The following is a 23,543-nucleotide window of genomic DNA, read 5'->3' as shown; positions in this document are numbered from 1 at the left end:
AATGCGAGATCCGTGACGGAAGCGTGCGGGGTGACTATCGACTGCCGAGGTCCTCGTCCGGAGGTGCGGGCCTCGGCCAGGTGACAGCGGCGAACACTACCGAGCACATCAGGAAGCCGGCGCACATGGCGGCGAACCCCGTCCAGAACGAGCTGAGCGACGAGCCGAGGTCGATCCCCAGGAGCAGTGCCGTGACCAGGCCCGCCACCAGGCCCGCCACCAGGCCGGGGACGTATCGGGGCGGGCGGTGCGCCAACGCGCCGGTGAGCGGCAGCACCAGCGGGAACAGCGCCACCGCCCATCCCACCGTGGGCTCGCCGAACAGGGCGAGCCGCACGGCCGAAACCACGGCCGAAATGCCGATCGCTGCCATTGTCCAGATTACTAGCTTTAAGGGATGGTATCGGTAACTATGCTCAGATGCATCAGCATTGGGGCCAAATGCCCAAAACGAGAGTAGTTCTCCAAACATGCCATCCAGATGTGGCTTGTCATCCTCATGCCTTTTGTCGGAACTCATGAAGTTCATCCTCCCGATGGATGGCGGCTTGCCGCCCCTGGCGGGCGTCCACTCCAACCTTGACACAATTGGTGCGTCATCACCGAATGGAGTTCGTACATGCCTGACGATGTCGCAGTGTGGCTGGCCGACCGGGCGATTCCACTCGGAAGCCTCCAACCAGACTCCGAGCCGGCGGAGCTTGAGCCGCTGCGGGCCATTCTGAAGAAGGTCCGCCTGGTGGGGATCGGCGAGGCCACGCACGGCAGTGCGGAGTTCTTCCAGGTCAGATGGCGGTTAATGGAATTTCTCAGCAAAGAGCTGAGTTTCACCACACTCGCGATCGAGGCCAGCGCCGCGGCGTCGCTGGCCCTGGACCAGTACGTCCGCCACGGGACGGGCGATCCCCGTGAGGTGCTGGCCGGCCTGGGCTTCTGGACGTGGAACACCACGGAGATGCTGACGGTGATCGAACGGCTGCGCGAGCACAACCGCACCGCCGCGCATCCGGTCCGCGTTGTGGGGATCGACCCGCAGTACGCCGTGGCGTCGCTCCAGGCGCTGCGCGCTGTCCTGGACGAGTCCGCCGCCCCCTTGCTCGACCCGCTCGACGGCCTGAAGCGAACGGGCCTGGAGGGGCCGTGGAAGCCGCTGGACCCGCGGATCGAGGCGGATGCCCGGCGCCTCGAGGAGTACGTGGCCGCGCACGGCTTCGCCGAGGCCCGCGAACACGCCCGGATCGTGCGGCAAGCCGCCGACGTGGCGAGCAAGGCACGCACCGCCGCCGACTTGCAAGCGCTCGGCGTCGTCCGCGACCGCTACATGGCCGAGAACGTCAGCCGGCTCATGGCCGAGCCTGACGCCAAGGTCGTGGTGTGGGCGCACAACGGCCACATCATGAAGGGGGCGTACAGCGGCGGCGGCGTGCCCGCGACGGGGTCGCACCTGGCCCGGGAGTTCGGCGAGGAGTACTACGCGCTCGGGGTACTGTTCGGCGAGGGCGAGTTCCGCGCCCATAGGCAGCGATTCGGCAGGCTGGTCCGGGGCAAGCCGCCGGCCCGTTTCCGCATCCCGCTGGTCGACACGCCGCGGGTCGTGGAAGGCCGCCTGGCCGCGGCCTCCCCCGGCGACTACGTGGTCGATCTGCGCGGCGGGGACCGCCCGGAGCCCGTGGCCGACTGGCTGGCGGCGACCAACCACACGCGGGGCTTCGGCGGGGTGGCCGGGCGGCTGACCGCCAAGCTCGCCTTCATGCCGACGGTCCTGGCTGAGCAGTACGACGGTCTCGCCTTCCTGCGGCAGGTCAGCCGGTCCACCCCCCTGTGACAGCCGGCCGGACCCGCCGTGGTCCGCCTGTTCAGGCCGCCGGTTCCGGAAGATAACCGGCGGCCTGCAGGTGGAACAGGCGGGCGTAGGTGCCGTCGATCGTCAGGAGCTCCTCGTGAGTGCCCTCCTCCGTCACCTTGCCCCCGTCGATCACCAGGATCTTGTCCGCGATGCGCACGGTCGAGAACCGGTGGGCGATGAGCAGCGCGGTGGCGCCCTGGGAGATCTCCCGCAGCCGGCCGAACACTTCGGCCTCCGCCTCGGCGTCAATGGCCGCGGTCGGCTCATCCAGCACCACGATCGGAGCCTGGCGCATGAAGGCCCGGCTCAGGGCGATCTTCTGCCACTGCCCGCCGGACAACTGCTTGCCCTCTTCGAAGTGCCGGCCCAGCATGGCGTCGTACCGGCCGGGGAGCGCGTCCACGATGCCTTCCGCGCCCCCGCGTACGGCGGCCTGCCTGATCCGCTCGTCGTCGTCGAGCGCACCGACCTGGCCGAAGCCGATGTTGTGCCGCACCGTCATGTCGTACTTGATGAAGTCCTGGAAGATGACCCCCAGGTTCCGGTGCAGGTCGTCGAGGTCGTAGTGCTCGATGGGCACGCCGTCGACGAGGATCTGGCCGCTCGTCGGCTCGTACAGCCGGGCGAGCAGTTTGACGATCGTGGTCTTGCCCGCGCCGTTGGGCCCGACGAAGGCCGCGCACTGCCCGGCCGGGATGACGAAGCTCACCTGCTCCAGCACGGTGACCGAGGTGCCGGGGTAGACGAAGGTCACGTCGCGGAACTCGATACCGTGCCGGAGCTTGGCGGGGAAGGGCAGGTCGCCCCCGCGGATCTGGTGCTCGGGAAGCTTCAGGAACCTGAACAGGTTGCCGATGAACAGGGTGTTCTCGTACATGCCGCTGACGCTGAGCAGCACGCTGAGCGCCGACACCTGGACGACTCCCACCGCCTGCATGAAGCCGGCGAGCTGGCCGATCTGCCCGCTGCCGATCGTCTCGAACATGGCCCAGTACAGCGCGCCGGACGCCGTCAGAGCGCTGATCAGGCCCAGCGAGCCGGTGACCAGCGACTGGTTGCGGGCCAGATCGCGGTCCACGCGCAGGAACCGGTGGATCAGCCCGCGGTAACGCTCCAGCAGGAACGACCCGAGCTGGAACAGCCGGACTTCCTTGTAGGAGTGGTCGGTCGTGGCGAGGTACTGGTAGTAGAACATGCGGCGCCGGTCGGCCGCCCTGGCGAACTCGATCTCGTACGTCTTCTTGCCGTACTTCAGGTACGCCAGCATCGAGGGCACCGGCGAGACCAGCACGAGCAACGCGATCCACGGACTCCACGAGAAGATCACCACGCTGACGGACAGCAACGTGACCGTGTCGCGGGCACTGCTGATCAGCTCGGTCATGAGCCGGTAGACCCGGCCTCCGCCGCTCTCTTGAAAGGCGCGCTGAAGCTGGTCGTAGGCCTCCGAGTCCTCGTACTGCTGCAGGTCCAGCCGGATGCCCTTGGTCATGATCAGCTCGCTGACCTTGGCCGACAATTCCAGCCGCAGCACCGTGTCGAGGTATTGGCCCGCGGCGGACACGACGTGCTGGAACATCGTCAGCCCCAGCAGGAGCAGCCCCATCGTGAGCACCGGTGAGGCGTCGGTGCCGCCGATCGCGTCCACCACCGCCTGCACCGCGCTCGCCGTGATGCCGACCTGCACACCGGGCACGGTGGCCGAGAGCAGCGTCACGAAGACGTATCCGGTGACCTTGGCCGGGCTCAGCCGCCAGAACAGCTTGGTCAGCCACCACCAGTTCATGTCAGGCCTCCGCTACGAGGCGTCCGCGGATCGCGCGCAACGCGTGGTGCCACAACGCGTAGCAGCGGCCCTCCCGGTTGAGGTCGATCGGCAGCAGCCGGTTGATCTGCATGTGCATGAGAGTGTTGAGCACCTGCTGCTCCGTACCTGCCAGCTCGCCATCGGCCGCCGCCGCGCGCACGGCGTCCGCCACATCCCGCGCCGCAGGGCCCTGCGGGCCGAGGACGGCGGCGAGCAGCTCGCGGTCGGCGCGGCCCTGGGCGTGCGGGCGGCGCTCGTTCGGCACCAGCAGCTCGCACAGGTACGCGTGGTGCTCGCGGAACCGGCGGTGCGAATCGTCCTCACCGCTGTAGGCGGGAACCGCGGCTATCCGCTCGATCGGAGCCAGCCCCCACAGCGCGCACAGGGTGTCCACCGTGGCCACGGCCAGGTGCTCGGCCTGGATGTCCGGCTGCCTGGCGATCAGGTCGGCGGTCACGTCGCTGTTGGCCTCGAAGAAGCGCTCCGCCAGGTCGAACGTTCGGGTGCCGCCGTATCTCGCAAGCTCGGGCTCGTACGTGGCGACCTGGAGATCGTTCGCCAGCCCGCGCCGCACCAGATCGCTGCCCCAGGCCGTGAGCGCGGGTAACAGCTCGGAGGCCGCCCCCCGGCATCGCACCCGCAGGTGCGGGCGGGGATCGGCGTACCGCATGTAGAACCAGCGGTCGATCAGGCCGGCCGCGCGCAGCGCCGCGACCAGCTCCCGCAGCGGGCCGGCGATGATCTCGTCGTGCCGCTCGAAGGCGGCGTACACCTTGAGGAACGACCAGTCGCCGCCGGGCAGGAAGCGCTGGGCGGGCAGGTCCGGCTGCGGGCTGATGCGCCGCTTGCGCGGCGCCTCCTCGAGGACGACGGGAACGACGATCTCCGCCGTGTACGGGCGGTCCTGCTCGTCCCTGAGCCACAGCCCGTCGAAATCCGGCCGCAGCTCCTGCAGCACGACCTGACCGGTGCGGTCGATCTCCCGCCGCAGCTCGGCCTCGGCGGCCGGGTTGTCGAGGTCGAGGAGCAGCTTGTTGTCGTTGTCGCACAGGAGGACGTGGCGAGGCACGCGCCACTTCTCACGCCAGTCTTCGCCCAGCGTGCGCACGGTCCACTGCGCCGACCGCAGGATCACTTTGCCTCGCCGCACCCTGGGCAGGAACGGCGCCGCCTCCAGGTATCCCCAGCGGAAGCCCATCGGCAGGAGAAAGCCGTCCTGGGAGACCTCGATCAGGAAGCGGCTGATGTTCGGCGCCACGGCGGGTGAGAGCATGTGGTTCTGCGTCACCACGAGCTCCTTGCCCAGCCGCCGTGACCACAGGTACATGCGCTGGTCCGTCGCCCCGACCATGATGTCCGCCAGGTCGATCACCCGATCGGGAGAGACGGCGGGAGTGGTGTTGATCGGCACCTCGTACGGCCGGAGCAGGGGCCGGAACGCGACGTTGCCGAACCTGCCGCGACTGGGCAGGTAGGCCAGCTCGGCGAACACCGCGTCGGGGAACAACGCCTCCTCACGCCGGGCGTACTCGCGCAGCCGCTGCTCAGCGCCGTCGTCCAGCAAATCGAAGAAGCGTCCGTACGTCCGGCCGCCGGGCGCCAGGCCGACGGACGACAGCACGACCTGCCAGTCGCCCCGGTCGATGTCGTCCAGGCTCGCGGCGCTAACCTGCGCGAAGACGTCCACCGCGGGCAGCGGCGGACGCGCGGACGCGCTGCCCGCCAGCCGGTCCACCCACTCGTCGGTGAGCTCCACCTCATCGGCGCCCGTCCACCAGGCGTGCGCGGCCAGCTCGGAGATGACACGGTCATAGCGGGAGCTCTCGGGCCTGGACGCGGAGCGCAGGTCGTAGCTACGGGCAGGCTCGGTGTAGCCGGTGGGCGCCTCCATGCCCCCGTCGGAGCCGAGCAGCTCCAGCAGCGGCACCCGTGCCTCGTGCCCGTAGCGCTCCAGGAAGGCGTCGCGGTACTCGGCGATGTGCTGGAGCTGGTCGGGAGCGGTGCCGGCCAGCCGCATCAGGCAGTCCATGGCACCGGCCACAGCGCTCCCCACCTCGGCGGACAGGTACGGTTCACGCGCGCTGACCGCGGCGTCGAGCTGGTAGGTGTGCCGCTTGTACTCCGGCAGCAGGCGCCGCTGGGCCGCCTCGAGCGCGATGAGTCCGGCCGTGTCGTCCGCCGCCCGCGCGAGATCGACGATCTCCTCCAGGGGCTCGGTGACGGAGGCCGCCTCGGGAACGCCGATGAGCCGCTTGAGCAGGTGCTGCTCGGGATGCGGCTCGGTGAGCGGGGGCCGCAGGTCGCTGGTCAGCACGTTGAGGTCCCACAACTCGCGCACCAGCCGGGTCACGGTCTCGGCCGGCACCTGGGGGTAGGCCGCGGCCAGCTCGCTCACGACGGTCGCGTACGGCACGGGAGTCGCGGCGGTCGAGACGACCAGGTCGACAGCGGGGGTGGCGCGGATGCGCACCGCACGGTTGTCCTGCTCACCGTAGACGTCGGCGTAGGGCAGGACCATGCGGTCGCCGACGCGGTGGAGCGTGGCGTTGGCGACCACGTCGAGGTGAGGCAGCAGTACCTCGTCCTGCTCGATCTTCTTGATCAGGGCCATGAGCCAGCCCATGTCCGCGCGGACCCGTACCTTGGCGATGGCGGACGAGCCGAGCGCGGCGGTGCTCCGCGCGCCGAACAGTCCCATCGCGACGCCGGAGAACGCCCCGAAGGGGGTCGGTCTGGTGGCCATTCTGATCAGATAGCGCATCAGCCGCGAGCGAACCCGCTCCGCCTTGCCGGGCGCGGTCAGGTCGCCGCGATCGACGGCGGCGACCAGATCGGGACTGGCCACCAGTAACGCCCGGCGGACGTAGGGATTACGGGCGAGGGCGAGCAGGCGCTCGGGATCGGCCATCAGCTCCCGGAAGGTCCCGACTGGCAGGGCCGGGGCTCTGAGCAGGAAGAACTCGGCGGCTTCGTAGCGGGCCATCACCGTCACCGCGCGGTGAAGGGCAGGAACCAGCCGGGGCGGCGATCACCGGTCGCGGCCAGCAGGACCAGGGCCACCCCGATGGCGCCGGTGAGCAGGCTGGGGTCGTCCACATGTACGCCCGTCCGCTCCTGATCGACGAAGACCAGTGGCAGCGCCGGGTCGCCATAGGCGATCAGCTCGTCGAGCAGCACCGGCACCATCTCCCGGGCGCGCTCGCTGACCTCGCCGAAGTCGAGACAGAGCAGCAGGATGCCGGCGTGACCGTGGCACAGGGTCGGCGAGGCGCAGGCCGCCGCTCTCGTACGCGCGAGCGCCGTCTCGAAGCCTTCGACCGCCACCTTCAGCAGCTCCGCGTCACCGGTGCACCTGGCCGTGGTCAGCAGCGCCGCGCTGACGCTCGCCGTGCCGTAGCACCAGGCGAGCTGATCGCAATGAGTGTGGGACGACAGTTCGACGCCGCGCTCGTCGACGGCGACGCCCTCCGGCCAGACCGGGCCGAACCTGTCCTGGCCCTGCGTGCCGCGGATCCACGAGGTCAGCGCGTCGATCGCCGCCCTCGTGCCCGGCTCCCTGATCCCCGCCCCCCAGGCGGCGGCGAGCGCGGCGGCGATGCCGGGAACTCCGTGGGAGAAGCCCAGATTCAGATAACCGTGGGGGTATTGCTGCCGGTGGTTGCTCATGGGCGGGTAATAGTCGGGGGTCAGCAGCCAGCGATGCGGGACGCCGGGGTCATCGGCCGCCTGGCTGAGCCAGATGAGAAAGCCGGCCAGCTCACCGGCCGCCCGGCGCACCTCCTGACCGGGCTCCTCGATCGAGGCCAGGTACGCCAGGATTCCCGCGGCGCCGCTGATCAGGTCGTAGTGCTCGTCGGCGAGGTGCCGCTCCATCTTGGGCCACTGCGTGTCGAGCACCTGCCGCGCGAGCTGGTCGTGCAACCTGTCCAGGCTGGGCCGGAACCGGGGTTCGAGACGGGCGCACTCGGCCACTGCCAGCGCCAGCCCGGAGGTCCCCCCGAACAGCCCGGCGCTCTGCAACGGGTCGGTGGCGGTGGCGGCCACCGCCTCTCGTACGGCGTCGAAGGCCCGCTCCGGCTCGCCGATCCCGGCGCGGGCCGATTCGAGATGGAGCAGCGCCAGCCCGGCGCTGCCGTGGCTCAGCGAAGGCGGGTACCACCCCGCGGGATAGGTCGCCTGACCGGCAGCCCGGGCGACATGGCGAAGGACGTCGTCAGTGGTCCCGATCCGCTGGACGACGAGTTCAGCCAGCTCTCGGGCCCGAACCGCGGAAGGCCCTGAACCCACGCCCGGCCAGATACCGGTGATGGTCTCGGTTGGCGGCATGCTTCCCCATCTCTCGAACGACATTTGGCGCGGGGTTCCGCCGTCCTCCGCAGACGGCGGAACCCCGGATATCGGCTGTTACTCGTTGTCCGCCACGCAGAAAATGGTGCAGGTGCCGGTGCACACGCAGGTACACGAGACGTTGCAGGTGGCCCAGCTCCTCGTGCAGGCCAGCCGGGTGACGATGGTGATGCTGGCCGGGTCCGCCGGGTCCGCGCCGGCAGCCGGCGTGGTGACCCGGACATCGAGGTTAAAGGCGTCGTCAGCCACTGTTACCCCTATCACTGAGTTTTTTGGACGGACTCTGAAAGATTCGTGCGATGCGCGCCTCGCACAAAACGATGGTCTACCGATTCACGAGCCACAAGCTATTGTCAGTAATGCCGATATCCGAAACTCAGAATCCAGAGGTATCTGCACTTCTTTCCATTGATACTCGGGAGGAAGAGGCCAGGCAGTACCCGGCCCCCCGAACGCGTACCCGTCGTTCACCGGCGCTCGTTGTTGTCCCGCCGGCGAGACAGGCCGCACCAGCCGATCCATTGGCTATGACGTAAGGAGAAGCGTGTGCTGCACGATGCGAAACCATCAGTGGAGCCCGGCGTCATCGGACATGGCTGCTGGCGATTACGCATCGCGCAATTACGTCTGCTCACTCCGCGGGAATTCGAAGTTTTTCTGCTGCTGGCGGCGGGCTGGTCGTACCGCGAGATGGCCGCCCGGCTGAACGTGCGCGACCGGACCATCCGCGCCCACTTGGCCGCCATTCTGCCCAAGCTCGAACTCGGCTCCGTCGTACACGCGCGCCTGGCCTCCTACGGCTACAGCATCTCCTGCGACGCGATGGCGGAGATCGGCGAGCCGGATACCCGCGCCGATACGACATTCACCCATCTTGCGCCTGCCGAAAATTCCATCCATGCAGTTCAAGCGGCATGTGAGTACTCGTGAAGGACGCCGCCAAGCCGGTCTCGTCGGCGTATGTTCAGGTCGGTGATTCGCTCTGGATCCGTGATCGGGTCCGGGACAGTACGCAGCGGGGCGGCTTGGGCCAGGGTTTGATGGGCTCGGTGCCGGTTGTAGAACAGTTCGTACTCGCGTAGGGCGTGCCGCAGGTGGCGTTCGTTCCAGAGCAGGCAGCGGTCCAGGAGTTCCTGGCGGCAGGACTGCACCCACCGCTCCATGATGGAATTCATTCGCGGCATCCGGACACCGGTGAGTACGGTCTGGAGGCCTGCGTCGGCGAGGATTTCGTCCATGAGGGCGGGGAACTTCCCATCCCGGTCTCGGATCAGAAGGCGTGCCCGGCAGTTCGCATCCTCCAGGTCCATCACGAGATTCCTGATCGCCTGGATCACCCAGCCGGCGGTCGGGTGAGCGGTGGTGCCCAACACGCGAATGCGCCTGCCGGCGTGCTCGATGACGGCCAGGATGTACTGGCGCTGCCCGCTTAAGGTGAAGATTTCGATGAAATCGCAAGCCAGTAGGGCGGCTTGCGAGCGCAGGAAGTCGGCCCATGTGGTGGATGCCCGCTGGGGGGCTGGATCAAGGCCTTCTTGCTTGAGGATCTCCCAGACCGTGGACGGCGCGACCTTGATGCCGAGTGTGGCGAGCTCACCATGCACTCGCCGATATCCCCAGTCGGGGTTCTCCCGAACCAGGCGCAGGATGAGAGCGCGAATGGAGCGGACCGTGGGCGGGCGCCCAGGCCGCTTCGGTCGGCAGGTACGGGCGTGACGCCGTTTCATCAGGTCGCGGTGCCAGCGCAGGACGGTGTTCGGGCGGACGAGGAGTTGCAGTCAGCGCAGGAGCTCACGGGGCAGCGAGGTCAGGAGCGCGGCGAACGTGTTCGTGACGGTGAGGTAGGCCAGGCGAAGGAGCACGGCTGATCATCCTGCCGTACGCGTTCCCTCTTCTGGGTGGCCGGAGCTCGCGCCGCCAAGCGAAGTCCTCACATGGTCATGACCTGGGGCAGGTCTCGCGCCGCTGCTGTTCGGCGGCCAGCCGGTCTTGCAGGTGGCGGTTCCAGTCGGCGACGCGTTCGTCGGTCCATACCAGTGCCTTGGGGCGGTCGGCGTCGGGGAGTTCGACGACCGCGGCGGGGTTGAAGTCGATCAGCTGGTCCTGCTTGATCGCGATGTTCAGCGCGTGCCGGAGGGTAGCGCGGATGCGGTGCATGGTGGCCGGGCCGACCGGCCGCCGGTACCGCACCCTAGCTCGCTGCTCTGGGTCGCCGCTGGCGCGGGCTGTGGTAATGACGTCGTTGAACTCCTCGATCGCATCGAACATGCCCGCGACATCGGACACTCGGAGCCGGTCCAGCCGGATGTCGCCGAGGTAGGGGGTGAAGTACAGGCGGATGTGCGCCTCGTACGAGCGGCGGGTGGTGGCATCGATCTTCCGCTTGCGGCGCAGGAATTCTTGCATCCATTCAGCGACCGTGACGGTGGGGTTGAGGTCTTGACGGGTGCGGACCTTGCGCCGCACCTCCTCCGCCGGCGGCAGCGCCTTGGTGTCCGTGAGCGTGGTCAGCATCAGCTCGGTGATCTTCCGCTGGATGTGCGGGTCCTCATCCAGCGCCAGTAGCGCGCGGGCGTGCTCCAGCTCGGCTTCGACTTCCTCCAAGGCGGCAAAGCCGCGGCGGCGTAGCGGGTTACGTCGCCGCCCGTCAGCGTGCGCGGGCAGCTCTAGTTGGTAGGCCCAGCGGCCGTGGGTGCTGCTCCACCACTCTCCGCCGCTGCCCGGGCGGCGCAGCTTCGGGCTGGCCTTGCCCAGTCTCCTGCCGGTCGCCTCGTCCCGGCAGGAACACGTCTTGAAGGTGGTTCCGTTCATCGTCGCTGTCATACCTTTCCCTTGTTCGCTGACCTCGCGTCGCCGCTTGCTCGACGTCGCGCTTCCTGCGGCGCTTCCCCGTCCCCGTGCCCCCGCCGAGCGCCGTCGGTGCCGGTATGGTCGGGGCAGGACGCCACGGCGGCATCGGCGTACCCGGCCCATCACCGTGCGGTCGCCGTCCGGCGGCCCGGAGTGGGGATTGCCGCGCCCCGGCCGGAGGGCGGCCCCGTCGGCCCGTACAGGCCCGTACAGGCCCGTTATGGGGCCGCAGTGGGGACGTTCGGGGCCACCGGCTGGTACGGGTGGTCGGTATCGACGCTCACCGTCACCGCCCATGTCAAGCGATATCCGCTGGTCACATGTCCCGGCGCACACTCCGGCCGAGCCTGGGGCGTGCTGGGCTTGTCTGGTTCGGCGGACGCCTCACGCAGAGGCCACGCCCTGATCACATGACGGCGGTCTCCGCTGGCATGGGAGGGCACCGCATCGAGATTCGGCGAAGTGGCTGAGCTGTACAGTCACCATCGGATCCCCCAATCCGGCGGGCGAACTCATCCCTGCCACTTATCTAAATACCGGCCAGAAGGGCCGAGTTAGGACAGCGCGATAGGTCAGCCTTTGGTCAAAACCAATTCGCTACCTGCACCGAGCAGCCCGAGCAACCAACAGCGTGTACGACTCTGCTGGTTAACTCGTTTCAGGCGGTCAGGGCTGGTTCGAGTCGGGCGCCGAGGTCGATTAAGAGATTACGGGCCTGCTGAGCGGTCCACGCACCGGTCGGATGAGACGTCACGCCCAAGATGTGCACGCGCCTCGTGCTGACCTCCATCATGAACAACACGTACAGGCGCTTCAGAAAGATCGTGTCAACATGGAGCGCAGAATGCGCCGCACGGTCGCCTCGCTGATCTGGTAGCCGAGGCGCACCAACTCCCCGTGCACCGTCGATGGCCCCACGTGGGATTCTCCCGTGCCAGCCGAATGATCAAGTCCCGAAGCTGCTGACTCGTTGCTGTACGCCCGGGCCGACGCGGGTAGGTCCAGGCGCGGCGTAGCAGACGACGATGCCATGCCAGAAAGGTCGCCGGGGTGACCAGTCGATGAGCGCGCAGGACCACCGGCAACGATCGGGCCAGGGCAGCGAGAATGGCTCGATCAGCCCAGTCCGGCTTGGAGCGTCTGACTTGACGCCGTAACACTGCCACTTCGTGCCGCAGCACCATGATTTCCACGTTCTTCGACGCCTCGCTGCGGCCCAGCAACATCAGCCAGCCGAACACCCGGACCGTGATGAGGTAGAGCAGGCGAACAGGCACAAAGCGTGATCTTGTCTGCGCTGGCAGACTCAGTCAAGCCACAGCTCAGAGCCGTTGCGACTGCATTTTGACGCGGCACACGCTCTTTCCGACTCGCGCAGGCGGACGGCTCTCCCGTGACGCCGTCGAGCGGCTCGACGCCAAGCACGCAACCGCAGCTATGGACAGTCGCCCGTCGATCAAGGAGAAGAACGTCACCCCGCACACGCTCAGGCACACCGCCGCCATGTCACTCCTGCGGGCCGGAGTCGATACCTCGGTCATCGCCCTCTGGCTCGGCCACGAGGACGCCGAGACCACCCAGGTCTATCTCCACGCCGACATGAGCATCATGGAACAGGCCCTCGCCCGCGTCCAGCAACCGGGCACCAGCCCCGGACGCTACCGCCCGCCCGACGCCCTGCTCGCGTTCCTCGACACCCTCTAACCACTGCCAGGAACAACCGGGTTATGCCGACCCGGGAACGGCGAACTGCCCACTGACCAGGCATTCTCCGGGCCGGGCCGGCATAACCCGAGCCTCGGCATAAGCCGACGACTTCGTGATCTTGGTGCATGGTTCGCGAGAGGACACCCAAGCGTTACGCGAAGACGTCGCCCAGGTACTGGCCCCGATGGGACTGCGGCTCTCACCAGCCAAAACCCAGGTGGTCCACATGAGCGACGGGTTCGACTTCCTCAGCTTCCGCATCCGGTGGAAACGTAAGAGGGGTACGAACAAGTGGTACGTCTACACCTTCATCGCCGACCGGCCCGTCCGGACGCTGAAGGCGGAGATCCGTGCCCTGACGCACAAGACATCGCAGTGGGACCTCGCCTCGATTCTGACCCGGTTGGGCCAGATCATGCGGGGCTGGGCCAACTATTTCAAACACGCGGTGGCCAAGCACACCCTCAGCAAGCTGGACGATTTCACCTTCTGGAGACTCGCCCACCTGCTGAGGGCCCGCCACCGCTGGAACTGGGGTCAACTTCGCCGCCATCTGACCGCCGCCACCGGGCGGTGGCGCATCGCAGCGGGCGGGATCGAGTTCTTCCGGATCGAGAAGGTGACGGTCTCCCGTTACACCTACCGGGGCAACAAGATCCCATCCCCTTGGCCCACCACGAACCCCGCCTGACGGCAGACACCGTGGAGAGCCCGTTACCGAGAGATCGGTACGGCGGGTTCGGCGAGCGGTCCGGGGAAACGGGCTGGTGGCAACACCAAAACCACGCCCCGGGCCGACTCGACAGCCGGATCGGCGGCAAACCGGCCTGATAGCAGATCCAGGTGAAGCGATCGGTGACGTGCTGGGGATGCAGCGGCCGGCCCATCTAGTCGGTGAAGACGAATCCGGACTCGATCCAGTCTCTCCTGCGGCCAGCCGCTCCCTGACTGCCGCTTCCTGTGGGTCTTGAGGACGGCCATTGTCTCGGTGTCCACGGCGATCTCGCGGTCGCTGGCGTCGGTCTTCGGGCTGCCCTGGATCGGGGCCCAGCCGAGCTGGGTGATCTGCCAGTGAATCCCGATCCTGGATGTCTCGAAGATGACGTCCGGCCAGCGTATCCCGACTCCCTCACCGCGCCGTAGCCCGCGCACCGCGATCAGCCGATACAGGGCGAAAAGCCGATCCCGGCGAGCGTAGGCGAGGAACGCCTTGGTCTGCTCGGGCGTCCAGACCATCACTGGGGAGGGCCGGGGCGCGGCGATGTAGGTGGCGATGGGGTCGACCCGCTTGCCCTCGCGGGCTCGCTTGAGCCGGTCCAGGTGTTCGGCGTGGTCTTTACCCACCGCGCCGCCTTTCCTCGGTCCAGATGACGGGCTTGGGCCGGACAGCGGCAGCCAGCTCGACGACCGCGGCGGGGTTGAAGTCCAGTAGCCGGTCCTGGCAGATCGCCACGTTTGACCGCGCGCTATCGAGCGGGCACGGCGATGGCGGCGATCACCAGGTCGTCGCCGGCCAGCCACCTGCCCTCGAACCCGGTCAGCCGCCGCCCGTCAGGCGTCGTGCCCTCGATCAGCACCCGGGCGCTGAACGTGCCCGCTGCGTCGATGCTCACCGACGCCTGCGAGAAGGCCAGCCACCGCCGGGTGAGCGGGAACCACGCCTTGTAGACGGCCTCCTTGACGCAGAACAGCAGCCGGTCCCACGCCACCTCGGGGCGGGCCGCCTCCAGCACGGCGATCCGCGCCCGCTCGGCGGCGTCGGAGACGGCGTCCAGCACCCTTTTCGGCAGCGCGGCGTTCGGCTCGGCGTCGACCCCGACTGTCTCGATGTCCCGCTCCCGCGCGAGCGCGCACACCCGGTAGCCCAGGCAGTGGCTCATGCTCCCGACCACGCCCGGCGGCCAGATCGGCGCGCCGCGCTCCCCCGGCAGGATCGGTAGGGGCGGCAGGCCCAGCTCGGCCAGCGCCTTCCTGGCGCACCCACGTACGGTGGCGAACTCCTCGCGCCGCTTGGCGACCGCGCGGGCCACCACCGCCTCTTCCTCAGGGAACAACCTCGCGTCGGGGTCGTCGTCGAACGCCTCGACGGCGACCACCGCGGCGGGCAGGATCCGCTCGATCACCCGACCGCACCGCCGGCTAAGAGAATCACACGCGCGATCCTATGCGTACGGGGCCAGGTAGTTACGCAGATCGCGCTTCGGCCGGTAGCCGCCAGGCACCACTGGCAGCGGGTCCTCGGCCCGCGTCTGCCAGACGGCGAGCTGGGCGAGGAGCGCCGTCTGCGCCTCCGCGGCCGACGGGTCCGCCCAGCGGTTCACCAGCTCCAGCGGGTCGGAGCTCAGGTCGTGCAGGCGGAAGTCGCCGGTGACGCCGGCGTGCAGCGTCCAGTCTCCGGCGCGGAAGGATGCCGGAGAGTTCGAGAGCCATCTTTCAGAGATGGAACGCCATGCCTGAGCCTGAATCCACGGCGTAATTCCTGGTGATCGTTTTCTGGCCCAATTCCTCCACGAGGAACGAGTCCGCAGGTGGAGGGCTGTTTGCGGGCATGGGAGGACCGCCGTGCTCGGGTCGCGGCTTGTCCGGTGTGTCTGGGCGATAGGGGTTCGCGTGGCGGCGCGGATGATCGTGAGGATCGTCGGCAGTGCGTGACCAGAGGGTTTCGGCTGGTCAGGCCGTTTGTGCGGTGGGCGGGTCGTGGGTGGCGGTGAAGACGTTGAGCCAGGCGGGCTGCCAGCGCCATCCGGCGGGCAGGTGGAGGACCAGATGGCCTTGACCACCTGCTCGGCCGTGCCGGGCCAGCCGGGCGGGCACGTTGATCAGGTGGCGGCGCAGGGTGGCACCCCGGGCGTGGGAGGCCGAGGCCAGGCAGGCGGCGTCGGAGACCAGCCGCCGGCTTGCTCATCGAAGATCGCCCGTGGGTAGGCGATCGGCGTCCAGGCGTCCTCGTCGATGGTGGCGATCGCGGCTTTGACCTTGGGATCCTGCTTGGCAGTGACCGAGAAGCGGACGTTGTGGGCGCGGCAGGCGGCGATGACGTCGGCGCTGTAGAACGCGCTGTCGCCGCGCAGCACCAGCGTGCCCGAGCAGCCCGCCGCCCGCGGTGGTGATCGATTCGCTGACCAGGGACGCCGCGCCACGGCCCGACCCGCAGGTGCCGCCGCGCAGCCTGCTGGCCGCCATCACCGGCGCGGCCAGCGGCGTGGACAGGGTCACGGCCAGCACGTTCAACCCTTTCACCAGCATATTCTTGCCTTGGATCTTGGTGTGGCCGAAGCCGGAGCCCTGCTTGGCATACCCGTAGGTGCGGCGCTGCATGGAGTCGATGTCCAGGAAAGCCAGCACGTCAGCGCCGGGCAGCAGCGGCGTGCAGGTGGCCAGCCCAACCAGTGCCTGCCGCGCGACCTTGTCGAGCTGGCGGACGTTGCCCCAGGTGAACGTGCGCAGGAACGAGCCCAGCGTGGACGGCGCGCGGATGCCGGTGAACATTTTGTCCATTCCGCCGTGCCGCAGCAGGTCCAGATCGTCGATGCTGTCGACGCCGCAGGCCATCCCGGCCACGATCGAGGTCACCTTCGCGGGCGCGTTGACACCGTCAGCGGCACTCAGCGCCAGGTGCTCGCCGACCAGGCGGTCCAGGCCGCATCGCTCGGCCAGCCGCATTGCTGGGGCCAGCCCGGCGTGGGAGATCACTTGGGCCCGTTCATGAATACTTGATGGCTCGTGTTTCATCGCCTGGCGGCCCGCGCTGCTGGCCCGCTTGTTCCAGGCGGTCTTCCCGGTCCTGGGCCGGCTCTTGCTCGAATCGCCGAAGCTGCGGTTCGCGACGAAACCCGTCGCCGTGCCGGACCGGATCACGATCCCGACCCGGCACGGCGACATCCCCGCCCTGCTGTACTCGCCGGTCCCCGCGGACATCGAGGCGCGGCTCTCGGCGGGGCGACGTCCGCCCGTCCACCTGCTCCTCCACGACGGGGCCTTCGTGGTACGCCGTCCAGAGCAGGAGGACAACGTCGCCAGGTACCTGGCGCTGCTACGTCGTGCTCCCCGATTACGACGTGAGCCCGCAGGCCCGCTTCCCCGTTGCCGAGTAGGAGTGTTACGACGCTTACCTATGGATTCTCGAACAGGCCGGTATGCAGGGCTGGGACGAGAACCGGGTATCGGCCGGCGGGGCCAGCACGGGCGCGAAGCTCGCGTTGAGCGTGATCGTCCAGGCACTGCAGGACGGAACGCCCACGCCGGTGGCGGCCAGCCTGGAGTACGGCGCGTCGGACTTCTCCCTGCCCGACGAGAGCCGCACCTCCCCGCGCAAGATCCCGGTCATCGGCCCCTGGATGCTACGCATGATCCACGAAACCTACCTCCTGGGCGCCGACCTGACCGACCCGGTCGTGTCACCGGCCAAGTACCCGAAACTGGGAGACTTCCCGCCGTTGCTCGTCCTCGCCGGCGGCCTCGACACCCTCCGCCATGACATGCGCGCGTTCGCCGAGGAGGCGCGCGCGAACGGCGCCGAGGTCAACCACCACGAGTTTGCTGGCTCCGACCACGGGTTCACCCACGTCAAGCCGCCCGCACGGCTCAGGATGATCGGCGACCACCTCCGCACCGCCTACGACGCGCCCGGTCGCACGGGCGTCGCGGACGGCGAGGTCGCCGAGCCGGGCTCTGAGCGGTGATCCAGTGACTGGCTGACACTGTCACGATCACCGCTCAGGGAGCACACCGCCGCGCGTCACACCCACCAGCCGAAGGACGAGCGGAGACCTGGACCGGCCATCAGTGGTGACCCCGAACCGACCACTTCGCAGGGGCTTCTACATGGCCACGGACACTCTGTCTAGGAGCTGCGGGTGGAGAGCTTCTCGCGGCCGTCGTCATGGTGCCGCCCGATGATCTCCAAGGCGAACGACTCCGCCACCTGCATGACCCAGTTCGACAGTTCGCAGTCCTCCAGTCGCGCCGCGAGCTGCCAGCGTTCGAGCTGCTCCTGGCTGGGGCTCAGCGCCAGCCCGGACGCGTCACCGCGCATCGGGCCCACGGGGCGCGCCTCGGTGGCCTCCTGGCCGTGTTCCTCCTGGTGTTCGGGCGTGCTCGCGCCCCTCAGTTCTCTCCGTAACCGGTTCCTGGACCAGCGGAGCTTCTCCGCCCGGTCCAGCCACAAGTCCTGCTCGGCCTCGCTCATCGCGGCGACCTCGGCGTGATGGGCGAAGCTCAGCTTGTCCCTGCGCCGGGGCAGGCTGAAACGGCGGCTCACCCAGGCGTAGTTGCGCAGCGTCTGATAGTCGAGGGAAGTGCGCTGGATCGCGGTGCGGTATCGGTCGCTGTACTGGCTCTCTCCGTAGACCAGCCAGTCGCCCAGCCACCAGGAGGAAGAGTCGGAGATGAGCGACAGCTGACGCCCGATCCGTTCCCAGCAGGCCAGCGCGATGGGCACAGGAAACTGCAATCCGGTCCTGCGCGGGATGACGGTACGGTCGAGGCCGAGCCTTGGCTGCTCCCCCGACCCTGGTTGGGCGACACGAACTGCCTCGTGTCTTCTCCGACTGGTGAGCGCTTGGCTCTCATCGGTCATCCTTCCTCCTTCCCTTAAGTTCCGCCTTCGCCGAAGCGTCGTTCCCCCACGCTCGGCTCAGGTCGTATGACCGGATTTCTCCTGCTCGCCCAGGCGGGCAGGACCTGGCAGCCCCGTTCCTCCAGGTTGAAAGCCACAACTGAAACCCCTGACGAATCGAACCGGGTCACCGCCACGCTCACGATCCCCGCCGGCGTGGTGGAGGTGCTGAGAGCGAATCAGGAGAAGGGTTCGACACGGTCCGCCGGCGGGAGTGCCGGACCTGGGCGACTATCGACGTGGCGGCCGTCAGGATCCGGGTGGACAGCGTGTCTGTCCTCGACCGGGAGGCCGAGAAGATCGGGTAACAGTCCTGCGGCCGTCTGCGTGTGTCGCACAGTCATCCATGCTCTGTTGGGTCGTCAAGGTCGCACAGTCGTTTTCGTTGGACATCAGAAAATGCAGAAGGGCTGGCGCGAAGAACTCTCGTTCCCCCTTACCACCTGCCTGTACACGAGCGGGAAGCCTGCTCGCCCCGCCGCCGCAGTCCGCGCGCACGCCAGGGTGGGGTCCTGATACGGCCAGTGGGCGGCGAACTCCTTGTACGTCTCGCGCCCCAGCAGTAAGGCGTCGGCCTGTTGCATCTGTTCGGCGACGACCTGCCCCATCTCATCCTCGAACACGATGATCGCTTCCCAGGTACTCGCTCCCGGGCGACCTGCTCCGGCTGCCGGTGGATGCACAGTCCGCCGCGCCGTCTGGATGGATGCCCACGCCGTCGCGTTCGGTAAGTCGGGCCCACCCCCACCCGGGAAGATCCTTTCTCATCCCAGAACATGGTCGTTTGTCACCCCTACACGGGCCACTGCCGTGCTCTTGCAGCTCGCTATGAGCCGCCTGGCCGCGGCCGCCGACGTGGCCGAGGTGCTGGCAGGTCACTGGCGGCGAGCCCGGCCCTGGTGCGGACGTACGCGCAGAAGTCAACGACGCGCCTATGAGTGCGTCGGCAAGCCCGAATGAATGACGCATGCCAAGTCTTCTCGTGAGTGTCACCCGCTGTGCAGCGGCACAGAGGGTGTCGATGGTGAGGTCGTTCGGGAGCCTCGTTTGGCCTCCCTCGTCACATACGATCTTGGTTGGGGACATCGTTGACAACGGCAATTCGGCTGTCGCCTAATGTCCCTGCCCAGCAGCGGGGAGCGTCAGGGAACCGGACAGGGGGAACGGAATGTTGCGAATTCACTTCACAGGAAAGGACTTAGCCGGCGTCGCATTCGCGAACAGCACGACACTGCCGGTGAGCGAGGCGGTGATGAGTTTGCAAGTGCTCCGTCATGGCTCAGGCCTGCTCTTCTCGGCTTGGCGGCGCCAGGTTATGCCGCGGCTGCCTGCCCAGACGTCGCTGCTCGGCGCCCTGGTGCCGGCTTTCGGTTGGATGCCGGACTTCCTCACCCCCAGCCATCATGCCTTTCCTGGTGACGGAGCATTTGAGGCGATACGCGGCACACCGCGCAAGCGCCTTGCCGCCGACCTGGCACGCCTGTCGACCTACCGCCGAGTGCCTACCTGGGCCAAACCGCTGGCCGAAGGGGACCGCGACGCATTGGATGCGGTGGCCAACGCACTGGCGGCTTACTACGACGTCGCCATCGAGCCCTTCAACCACCGGATGCGGACCATGCTGGCCGCCGACCGTGCCTGGCGTGTTGACACCATGGCTCGCGCCGGAGCGGGCGCAGTGCTGGCCGGGCTACACCCCGAGGCGCGCTGGCGCGATCCGGTCCTGGAGCTTCCCGGGCTACCGGGCCAAAGCGGCGACTTCCACCTGGAGGGCCGGGGCCTCCTGCTGTGCCCCCACGTCTTCTGCGGCCGCCGACCACGGGCCCTCCTTAACGAGGTGGACATCCCCGTCCTGGTGTACCCGCCGGTTTACTCCCGGCAGAACTTAGGGCTCGTCATCAAGTCATCCACTGCCCAGCCCCATGCCCCAGCGGCCCTGGCAGCGCTCCTCGGCAGAACCCGGGCAGCCGTCCTTGACGCCCTGGCCGAGCCCACCGGCCACACCACCAAACAGCTAGCCGAACGCCTGGGCATCTCCCCCGCCTCCGCCTCCGAGCACGCCAACGTGTTGCGGGCCGCCGGCCTGGTCACCAGCGTCCGGCACGCCAACACCGTTCGACATACCCTCACCCCATTGGGCGCTGGGCTGCTCACGCCCGAAAGTAGAGAGTGGTCGCTCAGGTCCTGAGGGCGGCCGGCACTTCCCCTGGTTGGTGGACACGCTGATACTGGATCTTGCTTGATCCGGAGGAAGCGAGAAGACCGCCGATGGCGTTGAAGGACTACTCGGATGAGTTCAAGGCCGATGCCGTGGCCTTGTACGAGTCCACCCCGGGCGCGACCTACAAAGGCATCGCCGCCGATCTGGGCGTGAGCCGGGGCAGCCTGCGCGCGTGGGTGTTGCGGGCGCGCGTCCTGCACGGTGACGGGCCGGTCGGGCCGTCGGCCGGCCCGGATGCCGGGCGCACCCGGCAACCTGCCGGGGCGGGTGACGAAGCCGCGGAGCGGATCGCCCAGTTGGAAGCCCGGGTGCGTGAGCTGGAGGCCAGCGAGAAGAAGCTCACCACCGAACGCGACATTCTTCGCAAGGCGGCCAAATATTTCGCCGGGGAGACGCACTGGTGAACCGCTTCCAGTTCGTTGACGATCATCGGGACACCTTCGGGGTGAAGCGGTTGTGTCAGGTGATCGGCCTCAACCGGGCCAGCTTGTGGGTGCCAAAAACTCGGCCGCCCTATGCGACCTGCGCGTATTCGTGGATCAGCCCGCCGAGGCGGTCATGCCGGATGACCTTGATATCGGCCTCGACCGGGTCGGGAAGGTCTCGTAGCGGAGCGGCCTGGCCCAGGGAGCGATGCGGGCGATGCTCATTGAAATGGGTCTCATAGGCAGCCAGCACGCGCCGTAAGTGGCGGGCGTTGACGATGAGGATCCGATCGAGGAGTTCTCGGCGCAGGCCGCCGATCCAACGCTCGGCGAAAGCGTTGGCCCGCGGAGCCCGAGGCGGTGTCTTGAGGATGCGGACGCCTGCGGCCGTGAAGACCTCGTCGAACATCGTGGTGAACTTCGCATCCCGATCGCGGATGAGGAACCTGAACCCCTCCACCCTGTCCCCCCGCTCGATCATCAAGTTCCTGGCCTGCTGCGCAACCCACAACCCGGCCGGATGCTCGGTGACACCGAGCACATGCACCCGGCGGGTACAGAGCTCCATGACGACCAGGCAATACAGACGTTTGAACAGCACGGTGTCGCAATGAAAGAAATCGCACGCCAAGATCCCGGTAGCTTGAGCACGCAGGAACTCACTCCAGGTCGGTCCCACGCGTCGCGGCGCCGGGTCGATACCGGCCTTCTTCAAGATCAGCCACACCGTGGAGGCCCCCACCCGATAACCCAGAGCCAAGTTCCCCGGCGATCCGCCGGTAACCCCACAACGGATTCTCCCCGGCCAGACGAAGTACCAAGGCCCGGATGGAGGCGCGGGTGGAAGGCCGGCCATGGCTGCGGCGCTTGAAGGCCCAGCGCCGCCGCACCAGATCAGCGTGCCAGCGCAGCACCGTGCCCGGCGTCACGAACAACCGCCGACGACCGGCTGGAGACAGCAGCCGCGCCAACGCGCTGATCACCGCCCGATCCGCCCACGACGGCCGGGGCCGTGCCACCTGCCGACGCAACACCGCGAGCTGATGACGCAAGACGAGGATCTCCGCGTCCTTCGACCTCTGTGAGCGAGCCAGCAGCACCACCCAACCCGCGAGCCGGACGAAGACCAGATAAAGCAGCCGCAGCGCCATGAACAGCGATCATGCCGCAAGAACGGGAACGCCTAACCCCAGATCAGCCCCAACGGCCGAGTTTCGGGCACCCACAGGCAGCCGTTCCCCGACCAGGTCCGCATCGTGCACGGGAGCGCGCGCCGCGGCCAGCAGCTCCGCGCGCAGGTGCGCCGCGCGGACCACCGGCCGCTCGAAGTCCACCAGAACGCCCCCAGTCAGCGACCGCATCAGGGCGGGCTGGACGTACCAGCTCACGCACCCCCATGGCGTCCCGTCCGGCGCTTGGGTGGTGCACGACTGGACCTGGCCGGGGTTGTAGACGGTCACCTCCTCGGTGCCCGCCTCGAACGAGGCCCGATCCAGGCGTACCCGCTCACGGCCGCAGAGGTTGGCGCTGACTACGTACTCGTCGTGGCTGTGCCGGGGAAAACCGCCGGAGGCAGGGCGGATCACGGCGAGCTGCGTGCCGTTCCACTCCCTGACCTCCGTGTCAGCAAGGGTAGGGCCTGACCACCTTCGGTGTGATTCGCGGTCAACATGAACGAGCCGGCGCCGTGGCCGCCGCTCCTGGCATCAACGGGTTGCTCGAGCGCGCCGGGCCGCGCCCAGGGACCGCGCATGACGGCCGCGGCCACGTGCGGGTGTGCCTACCGGATGAGCCGCTCGTAGAGCTCTCGAGCTTGCGCGCTCGGCGCTGCATCGATGTCCGCCAGCCGCTCTCTCAGCTGCTCGAAGCTCCGTCGGACCGCGGGCAGGCGACCCAGCTCCCCCTCGATCGTCATGATCTGGCGGCCCGCACCCTGTACGTCGAGTGGCCGCAGGTCGTCGCCGCCACCGCCGCCCAGCTCCGGCATGTGGCCGCCCGCCATCCCGATGACCGGGAGCTGGCCGCCCTGATCAAGGAGCTGACGGCCGGCAGCACCGACTTCCGCACCCACTGGGTCACCGGCGAGGTCGCTCTCCGCACCTCGGGGACGAAGAGCCTGCGCCACCCCGAGGCGGGCGTGCTCACCTTCACCGACGAGAACTTCGAGGCCCCCGGTGACGCTCGCCAGCGCCTCGTCGCCTTCACCCCCGGCAAGGACAGCCCCACCGAGGCCGCTCTGCGGCTCCTGCGGGGCGGTCAGTAGTAGGCGCGCATCAGCTCGGTCGCCCACTCCGGCTGCACCGTCTCGCCCCGCGGGCCGAACTCGGCCATGTACGGCTTGACGTCCAGGACCGGGGTGCCGTCGATGGCGTCCAGGCCGCGTACGTGGATGTCCAGACCATCGACGGCGAGCAGGCGGCAGCGGGAGACGCCCAGCAGGTTCGGGCGGTTCTTGCCGCGCTGGGCGAAGATACCGACCTTGGGCCAGCCCGGGTTTCCCCGAGGGTGACGGGCCGCGGTGTTGATCGAGGCGGGCTCCACAAGATGGAACTGGAACACCACCTCCAGGTGCGAGAAGGCGTCCAGCCCGGCGAGGGACTCCGGCCCGAAACGGGTCACGTCGAGGCGGATCAGCGCCTGCTCGGTGTTCCAGTCGTCGTCGACGGCCTCGATGCGCCCGCCGACGACGGTTCCCACAGGCTGCAAAACGATGGGCTGCACAA

At 68.2% G+C, this 23,543-nt stretch carries 23 protein-coding genes and 2 pseudogenes; 8 read left to right on the top strand and 17 right to left on the bottom strand.

The genetic code is table 11. The features are described 5' to 3' along the window. Positions 1-34: 34 nt before the first annotated feature. Positions 35-337, bottom strand: a complete 303-nt coding sequence (locus ABZX22_RS29280) for a hypothetical protein (RefSeq protein WP_354914736.1) — start codon at positions 335-337, stop codon at positions 35-37. A gap of 282 nt (positions 338-619) precedes the next feature. On the opposite strand from ABZX22_RS29280, the gene ABZX22_RS29275 reads away from it, so the two are divergent. Further along, on the top strand, positions 620-1,825 hold the full coding sequence (locus ABZX22_RS29275; protein ID WP_354914734.1) for an erythromycin esterase family protein: 1,206 nt from the start codon (positions 620-622) through the stop codon (positions 1,823-1,825). Positions 1,826-1,856: 31 nt separating this feature from the next. Here ABZX22_RS29275 and ABZX22_RS29270 read toward each other — a convergent pair whose 3' ends face one another. The 4 genes from ABZX22_RS29270 to ABZX22_RS29255 all read right to left on the bottom strand — a co-directional run bounded on the left by ABZX22_RS29270 (position 1,857) and on the right by ABZX22_RS29255 (position 8,249). Beyond that, the gene (locus ABZX22_RS29270; RefSeq protein ID WP_354914732.1) at positions 1,857-3,632 is read right to left on the bottom strand and encodes an ABC transporter ATP-binding protein; all 1,776 of its coding nucleotides are present in this window, start codon (positions 3,630-3,632) and stop codon (positions 1,857-1,859) included. A 1-nt stretch (position 3,633) separates the two neighbouring features. Beyond that, entirely contained in the window at positions 3,634-6,636 is a 3,003-nt protein-coding gene (locus tag ABZX22_RS29265; RefSeq protein ID WP_354914731.1) for a lantibiotic dehydratase, read from the bottom strand. Between the two features lie 5 nt (positions 6,637-6,641). Next, positions 6,642-7,979: a lanthionine synthetase C family protein gene (locus tag ABZX22_RS29260; protein WP_354914729.1), complete on the bottom strand. Its 1,338-nt coding sequence runs from the start codon at positions 7,977-7,979 to the stop codon at positions 6,642-6,644. 78 nt (positions 7,980-8,057) lie between these two features. Next, positions 8,058-8,249, bottom strand: coding sequence for a hypothetical protein (locus ABZX22_RS29255; protein ID WP_354914728.1), 192 nt, complete (start codon positions 8,247-8,249; stop codon positions 8,058-8,060). Positions 8,250-8,546: 297 nt separating this feature from the next. Here ABZX22_RS29255 and ABZX22_RS29250 point away from each other — a divergent pair, with 297 nt between their 5' ends. Next, positions 8,547-8,930, top strand: coding sequence for a helix-turn-helix transcriptional regulator (locus ABZX22_RS29250; protein ID WP_354914726.1), 384 nt, complete (start codon positions 8,547-8,549; stop codon positions 8,928-8,930). Here ABZX22_RS29250 and ABZX22_RS29245 read toward each other — a convergent pair. Together ABZX22_RS29245 and ABZX22_RS29240 are read right to left on the bottom strand one after the other, a co-directional pair. Beyond that, positions 8,906-9,748: an integrase core domain-containing protein gene (locus ABZX22_RS29245; protein WP_354914823.1), complete on the bottom strand. Its 843-nt coding sequence runs from the start codon at positions 9,746-9,748 to the stop codon at positions 8,906-8,908. The two genes, ABZX22_RS29250 and ABZX22_RS29245, sit on opposite strands and share 25 nt — an antisense overlap. Positions 9,749-9,938: 190 nt before the next feature. Beyond that, positions 9,939-10,811 (bottom strand): hypothetical protein, encoded by an 873-nt coding sequence (locus ABZX22_RS29240; protein ID WP_354914724.1) that lies wholly within the window; start codon positions 10,809-10,811, stop codon positions 9,939-9,941. A 1,383-nt stretch (positions 10,812-12,194) separates the two neighbouring features. On the opposite strand from ABZX22_RS29240, the gene ABZX22_RS29235 reads away from it, so the two are divergent. Then, positions 12,195-12,554 carry a tyrosine-type recombinase/integrase gene (locus ABZX22_RS29235; RefSeq protein ID WP_354914723.1) on the top strand — a complete coding sequence of 120 codons (360 nt, stop codon included), beginning with the start codon at positions 12,195-12,197 and terminating at the stop codon, positions 12,552-12,554. A 229-nt stretch (positions 12,555-12,783) separates the two neighbouring features. Continuing rightward, positions 12,784-13,248 carry a group II intron maturase-specific domain-containing protein gene (locus ABZX22_RS29230; protein ID WP_354914721.1) on the top strand — a complete coding sequence of 155 codons (465 nt, stop codon included), beginning with the start codon at positions 12,784-12,786 and terminating at the stop codon, positions 13,246-13,248. Between the two features lie 23 nt (positions 13,249-13,271). Here the strand turns inward: ABZX22_RS29230 and ABZX22_RS29225 are convergent, their stop codons facing one another. From ABZX22_RS29225 to ABZX22_RS29210, 4 genes and pseudogenes are all read right to left on the bottom strand, one after another. Continuing rightward, complete coding sequence (locus ABZX22_RS29225; RefSeq protein ID WP_354914719.1) at positions 13,272-13,901, bottom strand: hypothetical protein; 630 nt, start codon at positions 13,899-13,901, stop codon at positions 13,272-13,274. Between the two features lie 122 nt (positions 13,902-14,023). Then, the gene (locus ABZX22_RS29220) at positions 14,024-14,680 is read right to left on the bottom strand and encodes a 4'-phosphopantetheinyl transferase superfamily protein (protein ID WP_354914718.1); all 657 of its coding nucleotides are present in this window, start codon (positions 14,678-14,680) and stop codon (positions 14,024-14,026) included. A gap of 39 nt (positions 14,681-14,719) precedes the next feature. Continuing rightward, the gene (locus ABZX22_RS29215) at positions 14,720-14,878 is read right to left on the bottom strand and encodes a hypothetical protein (protein ID WP_354914716.1); all 159 of its coding nucleotides are present in this window, start codon (positions 14,876-14,878) and stop codon (positions 14,720-14,722) included. A 349-nt stretch (positions 14,879-15,227) separates the two neighbouring features. Next, positions 15,228-16,289: pseudogene (locus tag ABZX22_RS29210) on the bottom strand (transposase). Between the two features lie 374 nt (positions 16,290-16,663). On the opposite strand from ABZX22_RS29210, the pseudogene ABZX22_RS29205 reads away from it, so the two are divergent. Further along, a pseudogene (locus ABZX22_RS29205) lies at positions 16,664-17,239 on the top strand (alpha/beta hydrolase fold domain-containing protein); the annotation flags it as partial. A 161-nt stretch (positions 17,240-17,400) separates the two neighbouring features. Here ABZX22_RS29205 and ABZX22_RS29200 read toward each other — a convergent pair. Both ABZX22_RS29200 and ABZX22_RS29195 read right to left on the bottom strand, forming a co-directional pair. Then, positions 17,401-18,135, bottom strand: a complete 735-nt coding sequence (locus tag ABZX22_RS29200; protein WP_354914714.1) for an LmbU family transcriptional regulator — start codon at positions 18,133-18,135, stop codon at positions 17,401-17,403. 431 nt (positions 18,136-18,566) lie between these two features. Further along, entirely contained in the window at positions 18,567-18,797 is a 231-nt protein-coding gene (locus ABZX22_RS29195; RefSeq protein ID WP_354914713.1) for a hypothetical protein, read from the bottom strand. Positions 18,798-19,342: 545 nt separating this feature from the next. On the opposite strand from ABZX22_RS29195, the gene ABZX22_RS29190 reads away from it, so the two are divergent. Beyond that, positions 19,343-20,362 (top strand): winged helix-turn-helix domain-containing protein, encoded by a 1,020-nt coding sequence (locus tag ABZX22_RS29190; protein ID WP_354914711.1) that lies wholly within the window; start codon positions 19,343-19,345, stop codon positions 20,360-20,362. Between the two features lie 80 nt (positions 20,363-20,442). Then, entirely contained in the window at positions 20,443-20,799 is a 357-nt protein-coding gene (locus ABZX22_RS29185) for a transposase (RefSeq protein ID WP_354914709.1), read from the top strand. A 109-nt stretch (positions 20,800-20,908) separates the two neighbouring features. Here the strand turns inward: ABZX22_RS29185 and ABZX22_RS29180 are convergent, their stop codons facing one another. The 3 genes from ABZX22_RS29180 to ABZX22_RS29170 are packed head-to-tail and all read right to left on the bottom strand — an operon-like array spanning position 20,909 to position 22,406. Next, positions 20,909-21,547: an integrase core domain-containing protein gene (locus ABZX22_RS29180; protein WP_354914707.1), complete on the bottom strand. Its 639-nt coding sequence runs from the start codon at positions 21,545-21,547 to the stop codon at positions 20,909-20,911. Continuing rightward, entirely contained in the window at positions 21,480-21,971 is a 492-nt protein-coding gene (locus ABZX22_RS29175) for a hypothetical protein (protein ID WP_354914705.1), read from the bottom strand. Before ABZX22_RS29175 ends, ABZX22_RS29180 begins: the two co-directional genes overlap by 68 nt. Positions 21,972-21,980: 9 nt before the next feature. After that, positions 21,981-22,406: an AraC family ligand binding domain-containing protein gene (locus ABZX22_RS29170; RefSeq protein ID WP_354914703.1), complete on the bottom strand. Its 426-nt coding sequence runs from the start codon at positions 22,404-22,406 to the stop codon at positions 21,981-21,983. 227 nt (positions 22,407-22,633) lie between these two features. Here ABZX22_RS29170 and ABZX22_RS29165 point away from each other — a divergent pair, with 227 nt between their 5' ends. Then, positions 22,634-23,083, top strand: coding sequence for a hypothetical protein (locus ABZX22_RS29165; protein WP_354914701.1), 450 nt, complete (start codon positions 22,634-22,636; stop codon positions 23,081-23,083). On the opposite strand, the gene ABZX22_RS29160 is transcribed toward ABZX22_RS29165, so the two are convergent. After that, complete coding sequence (locus ABZX22_RS29160; RefSeq protein ID WP_354914699.1) at positions 23,077-23,541, bottom strand: SAM-dependent methyltransferase; 465 nt, start codon at positions 23,539-23,541, stop codon at positions 23,077-23,079. The two genes, ABZX22_RS29165 and ABZX22_RS29160, sit on opposite strands and share 7 nt — an antisense overlap. Positions 23,542-23,543: the final 2 nt, after the last annotated feature.

The sequence above is a fragment of the Nonomuraea sp. NPDC003804 genome, assembly GCF_040610675.1.
GTDB lineage: Bacteria > Actinomycetota > Actinomycetes > Streptosporangiales > Streptosporangiaceae > Nonomuraea.
The sequence above is the reverse complement of the archived record's forward strand: the minus strand, read 5'-3'. Positions and strand labels throughout refer to the sequence as shown.